Origin of the sequence: Haemophilus parahaemolyticus (assembly GCF_002015035.1) — a bacterium.
Taxonomy (GTDB): domain Bacteria; phylum Pseudomonadota; class Gammaproteobacteria; order Enterobacterales; family Pasteurellaceae; genus Haemophilus_A; species Haemophilus_A parahaemolyticus.
In genome coordinates, this window is the sequence record NZ_MUXY01000014.1 from 23,567 (window position 1) to 36,099 (window position 12,533).

The window sequence follows — 12,533 nt, forward strand, 5'->3', positions numbered from 1 at the left end:
TTTGACCGCTTAATTTAGCCCCTGAATACTTTAGATTACAGGGGCTTTTATTTTGTCTATTATGCCTAAAAAGTATTTTTCTAAGCCTAAACAATAATATAAAAAAACCGCTTGTAATCTCTTACAAGCGGTTTTTGCTTTGAAACTTAGTAATCAATAAAAGACTCAGTATTTGCCCCTTCTTTTTCAACCACTGGTTTATTCATATGTTCACGGTCTAAGCCTAGCACTAACGCCACACCGATTGCGATATAGATTGAAGAGTAAGTACCGAAACCGATACCGATTAACAAGGCTAGCGAGAAGCTGTGAATACTTGGACCACCGAACCAGAAGAGGGCTGCTACCACAAAGAGTGTAGTTACAGACGTCATTAAGGTACGTGAGAGCGTTTGGCTTAATGAAATATCAATCACCTCTTGCGAGCTTACACGGCGGATTTTACTAAAGTTTTCCCGCACGCGGTCGAATACTACGATAGAGTCGTTAAGTGAATAGCCAACAACGGAGAGAATCGCAGCGACAAAAGTAAGATCGATCTCAATTTGAAGGAAAGAGAAAATTCCCAAGGTGACTAATACATCGTGGAACAAGGCTAAGATACCACCGAATGCCATACGAATTTCAAAACGCGTTCCTACGTAAAGTAAGAGCATTCCAAGTGTTGCTAATGTTGCATAGATGGCTCCTTGAGTAAGCTCTTCCCCTACGTTTGGCCCTACAAATTCTACGCTTTTAATTACCGCTTGAGGGTCAATATCCTTATGAACCATATTCATAATTTTACTGCCTAGATCTTTATCCCCAGCAGAGGCAGGCAAGCGGATCATAATATCTTTTTGGCTACCCGTGGTTTGCACTAACGCACTACTAAAGCCCTCTTTTTCTAAAGAGGTTCTTACTTTTTCCAAATCAGCAGGTTGTGAAAATGAGGTTTCAATCACAGTACCGCCCGTGAAATCTAAGCCCCAGTTAAAGCCTTTGGTTACGATGGAGAAAAGACAAAGTGCTGTTACAATGAGTGAGAAGCCAAAACCGATAAAGCGATAACGCATAAATGGAATGAGCTTATACGGAAGCTTGATTTCCGATACGTCTTTTTCTTTTTGAACTATTGCCATTTATATCACCTTAAATCCAAAGTTTTTTCACACGTTTATTACCACCATACACCCAGTTTACAAGCATACGCGTTCCAGTGATTGCGGTAAACATAGAGATCATTACGCCCAATGCCAAAGTAATCGCAAAGCCTTTTACAGGTCCTGTACCCACAGCATAAAGAACTAATGAGGTTAAAATAGTGGTTAAGTTTGAGTCGAAAATAGAGGTAAATGCACCGTTATAGCCTTCGTGAATCGCTTGTTGTACTGAGCGACCGTTACGCAACTCTTCTTTGATACGTTCGTAAATCAATACGTTCGCATCCACTGACATACCAACGGCAAGCACAATACCAGCAATACCTGGCATAGTTAAGGTTGCACCGATTAACGACATTAGCCCCATTGTTAAAATCATATTGACGGTTAATGCTATGGAAGCAAACACACCGAACATTTTGTAGTACACCAGACAGAATACAATAGTAAGCACTAAGCCATACATACCTGCTTCTACACCTTTTTCAACGTTATCCGCACCAAGTGATGCACCCACTGTTCGTTCTTCTACAATAACGATTGGCGCAATCAATGCTCCTGAACGAAGCAATACTGCTAAGTTTTGAGCTTCAGCAGGTGAGTTAATCCCTGTGATTTGGAATTGGTTACCCAAACGGCTGTTGATGGTTGCCACATTAATCACTTCTTCGTGTTTTTCAAGGATCACTTTACCATTCGCATCACGACGACCAGAATCCTTGAACTCGCTATAAAGTGTTGCCATTGGCTTACCGACTGCACTTTTCGTCATCTCTGCCATTTGGTTACCACCATCGCTATCTAGCTTAATGCTAACTTGTGGTAAACCACGGTCATCTTTGCCAGAATTTGCATCTATAATATGCTCACCGCCTAAACTCGGTTTACGTTTAAGTACCATTGGGCGACCATCTTGCATATATTTAAGTTCTGAATCTGCAGGCACAATCCCACGCGTTGCTGCTTCAGGGTTTACAGTATCATTGACTAAACGGAACTCAAGCGTTGCAGTTGCACCAAGCAACTCTTTTGCTCGAGCGGTGTCTTGCACCCCTGGTAACTCAACCACGATACGATCGGCACCTTGACGCTGAATAGTCGGTTCAGAAACACCTAACTCTTCCACACGTTTACGTAAAATAGATAAGTTTTGCTCAATGGCCATATCTCGAGCAGAAGATAAACCTGTTGCAGAAAGTGCAAAAGTTACTTCTGTCGGTGAGCTATAAGTGGCTTCTAGCGTGGTATGCGTACGTTTTACTAAGCGCACGGCTTTATCTGCATCAGTAGAGTCATTAAACTCAATCACAGTTGCAAAATTCTCGCCTTTTTTAACCGCTTTATAGCCAATTTTCTCTTTTCGGAAATCACTTCGTAAAGAGTCTTGTAAGCTTTCCTGTTGCTTTTGCATTGCGGTGTTCATGTCTACTTCCATTAAGAAGCGAACTCCACCACGTAAGTCTAGACCACGTTTCATCGGGCTACCGCCAATATCGGTTAGCCAAGTTGGTGTCGCTGGAGCAAGGTTTAAAGCCACTGAATATTTATCACCTAGCACTTCTGAGATTTTCTCTTTAGCAGGCAATTGTTGATCATCTTTTTCCAGACGCACTAAGATTGAGCTATTTTCAAGCTGAGTTGCTTTTGGTGAGATATTCAACGATGCAAGGGCATTATTGACTTGAGCCAATGTTTCCGTTGTTGCCTCTTGCCCACGTGTCCCTGAAATTTGAACAGATGGATCTTCACCATATAAATTTGGAAGAGCATATAGACCACCAATTAAGGTAATAATGATGACCATCAAGTTCTTCCATAACGGGAATCGATTTAACACACTAATTCTCCTAAAAGTAAAACGCTTGTTTTAAGCAGGCTTTAAGCTACTTAAAACAAGCGTTAAAAATGAGATTAAGGTTTTAATGCTTTCATTGTACCTTTTGGTAAGGTCGCTACTACGAAGTTACGAGAGATCATCACTTCGTTGTTGTCGTTTAATGCTATCACGATATTTTCATCTTCAGCACTCACTTTGGTAATTTTACCGATTAAACCACCGCTTGTTAAGATTTCATCCCCTTTTGAAAGGCTTGAAAGCAAGTTGCGTTGTTCTTTTTGGCGTTTAGATTGTGGGCGGAAAACCATAAAATAGAAAATCACACCGAACACAGCGAGAATGATCAACATTTCTAAACCGCTACCTTGTTGCATAAAAGCTCCTTAAAATCAATGAGTTAAGTTAAAAATATCCTTTTTCCGTATTCTGCCAAAATCAGTGAGGAAAATTACATTATAAAATAGCATAAAATTGATTTTTTCACGAGTAGAAAATTTATGCGGAGGAAAAATAATAAACCAGAAAAAATATTTCCCAAATCTCAACAAAAAATCATTGACAAATTTCTCACTTTGGCACATTCTCTACCCATCCTTCACGCTAAATTAAATAGCTAAATTATGAATCCTCAAGCAATGATGACCACCATGATTACGATCATTACCATCTTCGTGTAGTGCGGGTCAGTATTGCTAAAATCAACCAAGAAAAGCCCGCTACAAGCGGGCTTTTTTGTAGGAAAATTTACAACATCATTCTTTTATTATTCAGGAGAAACTATGCGAGTTCTTAAATTTGGTGGCACATCGCTTGCAAATCCAGAACGCTTTATGCAAGCGGCAGACATCATCGAAAAGGCACATTTAAAATCTCAAGCAGCAGGTGTGCTTTCTGCTCCCGCTAAAATTACCAATCATTTAGTCGCCATCGTAGATAAAGCGATTGCTGGCGAATCTTTCGAACAAAACCTTTCTGAAGCAACCGATATTTTCCATAATATTATCAATGGCTTACATGCAGTAAATAATAAGGTTGATCGTGAAGGTTTATTAGCATTAGTTGAGGCTGAACTTAAACAAATTCAAGGCGTTGCCCAAGAAGCGGCACAAAGTAAGTCTCTTCCAGATTCCGTTGCAGCAACCATTCACTGCCGTGGTGAAAAACTTTCAATTGCGATGATGCAAGCGTGGTTTGAGGCAAAAGGTTACGAAGTAACCAACATCAATCCAGTTGAAAAATTACTCGCTGTAGGTAGCTACTTAGAATCTTCTGTGGATATCGCGGAATCAACTAAACGTGTTGATGCCAATGCAATTCCGAAGAAAAATATCGTGTTAATGGCAGGGTTTACGGCAGGTAATGAAAAAGGCGAATTAGTGTTGTTAGGTCGCAATGGTTCAGACTACTCAGCGGCTTGTTTAGCAGCTTGTTTAAACGCAGAATGTTGTGAAATTTGGACGGATGTAGACGGCGTTTATACTTGCGATCCGCGTTTAGTACCAGATGCGATTTGTTTAGAATCAATGAGTTATCAAGAAGCGATGGAGCTTTCTTATTTCGGAGCGAAAGTGATCCATCCCCGTACAATAGGTCCCCTTGTTCCACTTAATATTCCGTGTTTAATTAAAAATACGGGTAATCCTGAAGGTAAAGGAACTTACATTGATGGTAATATCAATGATGATGGCTTAAAAGTAAAAGGTATTACCAACCTAGATAATGTAGCAATGTTTAACGTATCTGGTTCTGGTATGCAGGGAATGGTTGGGATGGCTGCCCGTGTATTTTCATCTATGTCAAAGGCGGGTATTTCCGTCATCTTAATTACCCAATCTTCTTCTGAATACAGCATCAGTTTCTGCGTGCCAGCAAAATCAGCAGAAAAAGCTTTATCTGCACTAGAGAGTGAATTTGCTCATGAATTATTAGAAGGTTGCTTAAATCCTATTGATGTTATTAAAGATCTTTCTGTTGTTTCTGTTGTTGGTGATGGTATGCGTACCGCAAAAGGCATCGCAGCCCGTTTCTTCTCTGCGCTTGCACAAGCAAACATCAGCATCGTAGCAATTGCTCAAGGCTCTTCTGAGCGTTCTATCTCTGCCGTTGTGCCATTAAATAAAGCGATTGAAGCCGTAAAAGCCACGCATAAACGCTTATTCAGCAACAAAAAAGTGGTGGATATGTTCCTTGTTGGCGTGGGGGGCGTTGGTGGCTCATTGATTGAACAAGTGAAACAACAAAAGGCATTCCTTGCAAAGAAGGATATTGAGATCCGAGTTTGTGCATTAGCCAACTCAGATAAAATGTTACTCAATGAAAACGGTTTAAATTTAGATAACTGGCAGCAAGATTTAGAGAACGCAACACAGCCATCAGACTTTGATGTATTACTTTCGTTTATCAAATTGCACCACGTAGTAAACCCTGTATTTGTGGATTGTACTTCAGCACAATCTGTGGCAAACCTTTACGCTCGTGCGTTAAAAGAGGGCTTCCACGTAGTGACGCCAAACAAAAAAGCGAACACTTCAAGCTATGCTTACTATCAAGAAATACGTGAAAATGCTCGCCAAAGCCAGCATAAATTCTTATACGAAACGAACGTAGGAGCGGGCTTACCTGTTATCGAAAACTTACAAAACTTGCTCGCTGCAGGCGATGAAGTTGAGAAATTCGAAGGGATTTTATCGGGCTCACTCTCTTTTATTTTCGGTAAACTAGAAGAGGGCTTAAGTCTTTCAGAAGCAACTTTACTCGCAAAAGAGAAAGGTTTTACTGAGCCTGATCCACGTGACGATTTATCAGGTGCAGATGTAGCACGTAAATTGCTGATTCTCGCACGTGAAATGGGCTTAGCACTTGAGTTTGAAGACATTGAAGTGGAAGGCGTGTTGCCAAAAGGTTTCTCAGAAGGAATGAATAAAGAGGAATTTTTGCAAGTGTTGCCAGAGCTTGATGCAGAGTTCAATAAACGTATTGAAGCCGCAAAAGCGGAAGGTAAAGTGCTACGCTATGTTGGTTCAATTGTAAACGGAAAATGTCGTGTCGCGATTGAAGCGGTCGATTCTGAGCACCCACTTTACAAAGTGAAAAATGGTGAAAACGCACTTGCCTTCTTCACTCGCTATTACAGCCCAATTCCACTCTTATTGCGTGGTTACGGTGCGGGCAATAGCGTAACGGCTGCGGGTATCTTCGCGGATATTTTACGTACCTTACATGGAGGAGCACAATAATGACAACATTACGTATTTATGCACCCGCTTCGAGTGCAAATATCAGCGTCGGTTTTGATTCTTTAGGGGCTGCTATCTCGCCAATCAACGGTTCTTTGCTGGGCGATGTGGTGCAAATTGAAGATTGCGATCAGCCATTTGAGCTTGAAAGTGTCGGTTATTTTGTTCGCAAATTACCAAAAGAGCCGCAAAAAAACATCGTTTATCAAGCCTATGTGCTTTTCAGTGAACGCTTTAAATTACGTGGCGGCAAGATCAAAAACTTACGCTTAACGCTCGAAAAGAATATGCCAATTGGTTCAGGCTTAGGCTCTAGTGCTTGCTCAATTGTGGCGGCATTAGTTGCACTCAATAAATTCCACGATGAGCCATTTTCAAAAATGGAATTGTTGGAAATGATGGGGGAATTAGAGGGGCGTATTTCAGGATCAATCCATTACGACAACGTAGCGCCGTGCTATTTAGGGGGCTTACAATTAATGACCCAATCGCTTGGTAATATCTGCCAGCCGTTACCTTTCTTCGATGAATGGTATTGGGTACTTGCTTACCCTGGCATTGAGGTTTCAACCGCAGAGGCTCGTGCAATTTTACCAAAAAATTACACTCGCCAAGATATGATCCAACAGGCTCGCTATTTAGGCTCATTCGTCCACGCTTGCCATACACACCAAGATGTTTTAGCGGCTGCGATGATGAAAGATTTAATCGCCGAGCCTTACCGTGAAAACTTACTGCCGAACTTCCCAACTGTTCGCCAAGGTTGTAAAGATCTTGGGGCATTAGCTGTCGGTATTTCTGGTTCAGGCCCAACCATGTTTGCGATTGCACCAGATTTGGAACACGCTCAAAAATTGGAAGCCTACTTAGAAAAAGAATACCTCCAAAACAACGAAGGATTTATTCATATCTGTAAAGTGGATAATTTAGGTGCGAGAGTGCTGAAATAAGTTTTACAACAATAACTCTAATTAAAACCACACCAAAATAAATAAAGGCGGGATAAACCGCCTTTATTTCCAAAGTTACTAAAATTTATAATTCAAACTCATAATAAAAGTTCTTCCACGTGCAAAGTTATAAAGTACGGTTTTATCTGAACCACCGTTACAAGCAGATGGATCTTTTGCACATTCGATAGAATTATTTAAACTTGAATAATAACGTTGCGAAGCTGCATCATTTCCAGCATCTAACGGATCAACATAACGTTTATCTAATAGATTTTGTACTTCCGCTTTAATAATCAAATCTTTGATTGGTTCATAGCTGACGTGTAAATCTAAAATAATCGGTTGTTTTTCAATCTCTTCCGTTTTCTTAACGGCATAGTAAGTTCTATCACCCGCGGTATTTAATTCAAAATGAGATCCGTTGATATATTCTTCTTGAATGGTCGCTCGTTTACTTTTTCCATAATAACGTGCTGCGATACCCAAGGTTAATTTTTTATCAAACCAGCGTGTGCCAAGCTCTAATCTTCCGTAGTCTTTCGGTAGCATTGAAACGCGAGATAAGCCATAACCTTGTTTTAAAATATCTTCTTTTGATGCATTATTAGGACGTGGGCTAGCATCGGCATAATTAGTTGGTTGATTCGTACGTTGATAAGCGTAAGAGAAATTCGCAAAGAAACGTCCCATATCATAATTAAGCTCTAACTCGGCACCGCTTTTTTTCACGATTGGCTCATAATTTTGATGAGCGATGGTAAAGCGAAAACCATTCGTGTTTGCCCACGTAGGTACAACGCCATCTCTCCACCAAACACCGTAAACATTATGGATATAGTTTTTAATAAAACTACGATAACCTACTAATTTCACACCTAATACATCGTCTTGAGTAAACAATCCTTTTTTATAGGTGTTAAAGCCTAGTTGATAGGTTTCCGCCCGTTCAGGTTTCAATGCAGTATTCACCCCCGCATCAGACACTTGAGAGAAAAACATCTCTTGAATATTCGGCATTCTGTGTGTGCGTGAATAAGTAAAAAACGGCATAAAATAATCACTCAGTTCTGCACTTAATGTAGCAGAATGATTGAATGCCTTTTTATGACCTGATTTATGCAAAATCGGTTCATTAATTTGATCTGCTGTATTTTCATATCCAACATACTCACCATTAAAGGCATAATGGGTAAAATTCACGCTGTAATCTAAATGATAAATGCCTTTAGAAAGTGCGGTATCAAAATACACCGTTTTAAATTTCTGCTTACCTGAAGGTTGTAAAATCACTGAACGTTGTGGCAGTAAATTACGACTACCTTTAAATCGTCCTAAATTACTGTAGTTACCTTGATCATGTGAAGCATCATCATAAAACAAACTTAATTCTTCTGGAAAGCGGTTTTTACTGTATTCATTAGTAAAATAGTTAAACCCTAATGTAGTTTTTAAATCGATTTCTTTTGGCAATAAGAAGGTATAGCTGTTATTTATATCAACAATATTTGCGACATTTTTGGTAATAAGTTTGTCTGCCACTTGCCAACCAGCAAAAAAGCCACCCTTAGGATAAATGGTTTTGCCAATGTTATGTGCCACCATTAAATTAAGATCAAGATAGTTGTGATCATTAAAGTTATAATTGACTTGGTAATTACGGTTTTCAATTTTGCGAGAACCAATTTTATTATCTAATGTACGTAGTTGCGCCCCTAGCGTATGGTGATCATCGCCATATTCAAATTTTAACAAATGGCTACGTGAACGAGATTGCAAACTGCCTGGTTCAATCGGTGCGACACTATATTGATCTTTATTATCTTCAAATGATCTGTCGGTTTCTTCAATTCCATCAGAACCTTTTTGTAATTCTGTAATTTCTGATGGATCTTTTTTCTCTTTAACAAATTGTTCTAAAATTTTCTTTCTTTCTTCATTTTCGTAAACATTTCTATAGTTGTAGAATTTTGAGTCACCATCTTGTTTTATGTATACATTACAATTCGCATCAGTGTAACGTTCCTCTCTTGCTCCCGTATATTTATTTGTTGTGACAATAGGATCTTGACTTCCTGAATATTGAGGCATATCTAGGTTACAAGACCAATGGGCTTTAGATAAATCAGGAGTCCACTGTCCAGCAGCATTTAAAACATAACCCGCATTATGAAAATAGGCTTCTTTCTCTTTCTCTATAATATCCTGCCCTAATGATGCTAATCGTTCTCCGCCACCAATACGATAATCTTGTGAAACTTCACGTTGGCTATAACCATACACCACGCCTACATAGCCACCGTTATCAAGCCATTTTCTGCTTGCAGCCATCGTCATAAAATTGGATTTAGTCGCATTGCTTCCTGTCATTCCTTTCAGAATAAAGCCAAATGGTTTGTCATCGGTAATGACATCATTAACGCCTAATGTTCTAAAATTAGCACTGCCCGATAATGCATTTATACCGCTTGTTCCCGAAAAGTTACTTTTATTGACATCTACACCTGCAATAAAATTAGGATCGATTGCCGCACCAAATTGAGAACTTCCGCCTGATTGACCAGAGTCTAAGGCTGTAGAATAGAAGGTCTGGGTTACACCATCAACCATAGTATTGACACGACCTAATCCATTTTCGCCACGAATATTTACAGAAACTACACCTGAACCTTTATCTTGCTGAGTAAATGCCCCTGGAATGCTCCGAATCACTTGGTCAATGGTTTGTGTTTCCTTAAATACATTTTCACGCGTACTTTTTGCTTTGGCTTCAGTGAAGGGCTTCTTATCGTTACTCACTTCGCTAGACTTTACTTGGATTTCATCTAGTACTAAATCTGCATAAGCAAATTGAGCCACCCCCAGTAATGATAATGTAATGATGTTGAGCGAAAACTTTTTGCTCATGCTTGTCTCCTTGTATTTTTTATGGCTATTTAATGAAAATGGCTCGCATTTTCCATCTAAAAACCACTATATTCAAATGGTTTTTACCTATCAATTTAAAATAAATTACTAAATAAGTGAAAGAGAAAGAAAAATGGCAAATAAAAAAGCGGATAAAGTTAAATCCATAACTTTATCCGCGTTACTTACTAGGTAAATGATATAAGATTAATTTTGATTATTTTGTACAACCACAAGTGTTTACTTTATCTTCAAAACGGCGAGCTGCTTCATCCCAGTTTACGACGTTCCAGAAGGTTTTGATGTAGTCTGGACGGCGGTTTTGGTAGTTTAAATAGTAAGCGTGTTCCCAAACGTCTAAGCCTAAGATTGGGTAGCCTGAAACACCAGCCACTTCTTTACCCATTAAAGGTGAATCTTGGTTTGCTGTAGAAACAACAGATAATTTACCCTCTTCTAATACTAACCATGCCCAGCCTGAACCGAAGCGGGTTGCTGCAGCTTGTTCAAATTGTGCTTGGAATGCTTCAACAGAACCGAAATCACGCACGATTGCCTCTTTTAATGCACCCTGTAGGGTTGTGCCAGTTTTTAAACCTTTCCAGAATAACGTATGGTTTACGTGACCGCCCACATTGTTACGTACCGCAACACGTTTTTCTGCAGGAACTTGCTCAAGGTTTGAAATTAATTTACCTGGGCATTGTTCTAATAATTCTGGATATGCTTCTAATGCTGCATTTGCATTGTTCACATAAGTTTGGTGATGTTTAGAATGGTGGATTTCCATTGTTCTTGCATCGAAATGTGGCTCTAATGCATCATATGCGTAGCTTAATTCTGGTAATGTGTATGCCATTGTTATTATCCTCAAATATATAAAATAATAGGTAAAACTTGAGTTAAAACTCGCTGTAAATTCTACCAAAAAATAGTCAGTTAATACACTTTAATTTGATCTATCGCAAATATTTGTCATATTTTTGCTAAAATATCACCTCTTACTTATATGCTTATTTTATGACGAAAATAACGGAGAAAAGAATGATCCAACAAACTTTATGCTTAATTAAACCAGATGCGACGAAACGCCATTTAATTGGCAAAATTTTATCGCATTTAGAAGAAGCAGGTTTAACCATTAAGGCCTTGAAAAAAATCCAACTTACCCGTGAACAAGCGGAAGGTTTTTATGCAGAACATCAAGGGCGCGAATATTTTACCCCGCTCATTGATTTTATGATTTCAGCCCCTGTGGTTGCTGTGGTTCTGGAAGGCGAAAACGCGGTAGCAAATTATCGTGCTTTAATGGGAGCAACGAAGCCTGAAGATCAAAAAGAAGGGACACTTCGCAAAATGTACGCATTAAGCGGACGTGAAAATTCCGTGCACGGTTCTGATTCTGTTGAATCAGCAGAGCGTGAGATTGCCTATTTCTTTACATCAAATGAAATAGTGTAAGCGGTTCATTTTTAGAAATCTCTTGCGAGATCTAAAACCTTCTTTATATAAAAAAATATACAAAATGCTAGATGCTGAAATTCTACTGACCATCAAATTACAAGATACGCTATTTGCTGATCCTCGCCGTATTGAATTATTACGCCAAATTAAACAGATCGGTTCAATCAACCAAGCAGCTAAATTAGCTGGTGTAAGCTATAAAACTGCGTGGGACAACATTGATGCTATGACAAAAATCAGCCCTAAACCTTTGCTTGAACGTAGCACGGGCGGGAAACAGGGTGGCGGCACGCAACTGACCAGCTATGCAGAACGTCTGTTGCAACTTTATGATCTGTTACAACACACACAAAAGCGCGCCTTTGATATCTTACACGAAGAGAATATTCCACTTGATAATGCACTGGTTGCAACTGCAAAATCTTCTTTAAAAACTAGCGCAAGAAATCAGCTTTTCGGAAAAGTATCAGGGTTAAAACAAAAGGGAGCATTAGTTTGGGTTGATGTAAATATTGAGGGGATGAACGAGCCGATTTGTGCTGTTATCACCGAAAAAAGTAGCAAGCGGCTTGAGCTCACACTTGGTCGAGAGGTGATGTTATTGATTAAAGCCCCTTGGATTAAACTCAATGCCCAACCCACAGGTCTAAACGATTTCATGGGAAAAATTGTTACTGTTGAGCAAAATGAAGTGATAATAGAAATGCAGCAAACGACGTTCTGTGCAACGACTGAAAGTGATTTTTCAGCTCAAGTAGGTGAGCAAATTCCACTGCATATCGAGCCAGAGCAGATCATTTTGGCGGCTATTTAATACAAAAAAGTCTGCCCGAAGGCAGACAAGGAGTGATTTCTGTATCTGAATTGTTATTATAGCATTATATAAAAATATAATAGCGATATTTATTTTATCGCTGATAGTTAAATTACGCAATAAATTTAGCGTGTTTTTACCTTTTAATTAACAATTAAGCTAACTTGAATATCTAAATGTAAA

At 39.2% G+C, this 12,533-nt stretch carries 9 protein-coding genes; 4 read left to right on the forward strand and 5 right to left on the reverse strand.

Annotated features, from left to right (window positions below):
- Positions 1-146 precede the first annotated feature (146 nt).
- From secF to yajC, 3 genes are all read right to left on the reverse strand, one after another.
- The gene (secF, locus tag B0185_RS08135; protein WP_005706209.1) at positions 147-1,121 is read right to left on the reverse strand and encodes a protein translocase subunit SecF; all 975 of its coding nucleotides are present in this window, start codon (positions 1,119-1,121) and stop codon (positions 147-149) included.
- A 10-nt stretch (positions 1,122-1,131) separates the two neighbouring features.
- Positions 1,132-2,979: a protein translocase subunit SecD gene (secD, locus tag B0185_RS08140; protein ID WP_078208106.1), complete on the reverse strand. Its 1,848-nt coding sequence runs from the start codon at positions 2,977-2,979 to the stop codon at positions 1,132-1,134.
- A 74-nt stretch (positions 2,980-3,053) separates the two neighbouring features.
- The gene (gene yajC, locus B0185_RS08145) at positions 3,054-3,353 is read right to left on the reverse strand and encodes a preprotein translocase subunit YajC (RefSeq protein WP_005706203.1); all 300 of its coding nucleotides are present in this window, start codon (positions 3,351-3,353) and stop codon (positions 3,054-3,056) included.
- A 405-nt stretch (positions 3,354-3,758) separates the two neighbouring features.
- Here yajC and thrA point away from each other — a divergent pair, with 405 nt between their 5' ends.
- Both thrA and thrB read left to right on the forward strand, forming a co-directional pair.
- A complete protein-coding gene (gene thrA, locus B0185_RS08155; protein ID WP_005706207.1) occupies positions 3,759-6,215 on the forward strand; it encodes a bifunctional aspartate kinase/homoserine dehydrogenase I in 2,457 nt (818 codons plus the stop codon).
- Positions 6,215-7,165 (forward strand): homoserine kinase, encoded by a 951-nt coding sequence (gene thrB / locus B0185_RS08160; RefSeq protein WP_005706192.1) that lies wholly within the window; start codon positions 6,215-6,217, stop codon positions 7,163-7,165. Before thrA ends, thrB begins: the two co-directional genes overlap by 1 nt.
- A 78-nt stretch (positions 7,166-7,243) precedes the next feature.
- Here the strand turns inward: thrB and B0185_RS08165 are convergent, their stop codons facing one another.
- Complete coding sequence (locus B0185_RS08165; protein WP_005706185.1) at positions 7,244-10,072, reverse strand: TonB-dependent receptor domain-containing protein; 2,829 nt, start codon at positions 10,070-10,072, stop codon at positions 7,244-7,246.
- Positions 10,073-10,289: 217 nt separating this feature from the next.
- On the reverse strand, positions 10,290-10,931 hold the full coding sequence (gene sodA / locus B0185_RS08170; RefSeq protein ID WP_005706198.1) for a superoxide dismutase [Mn]: 642 nt from the start codon (positions 10,929-10,931) through the stop codon (positions 10,290-10,292).
- 185 nt (positions 10,932-11,116) lie between these two features.
- On the opposite strand from sodA, the gene ndk reads away from it, so the two are divergent.
- Together ndk and B0185_RS08180 are read left to right on the forward strand one after the other, a co-directional pair.
- Positions 11,117-11,533: a nucleoside-diphosphate kinase gene (gene ndk / locus B0185_RS08175; protein WP_005706160.1), complete on the forward strand. Its 417-nt coding sequence runs from the start codon at positions 11,117-11,119 to the stop codon at positions 11,531-11,533.
- A gap of 64 nt (positions 11,534-11,597) precedes the next feature.
- A complete protein-coding gene (locus B0185_RS08180) occupies positions 11,598-12,350 on the forward strand; it encodes a TOBE domain-containing protein (RefSeq protein ID WP_005706181.1) in 753 nt (250 codons plus the stop codon).
- Positions 12,351-12,533 lie beyond the last annotated feature (183 nt).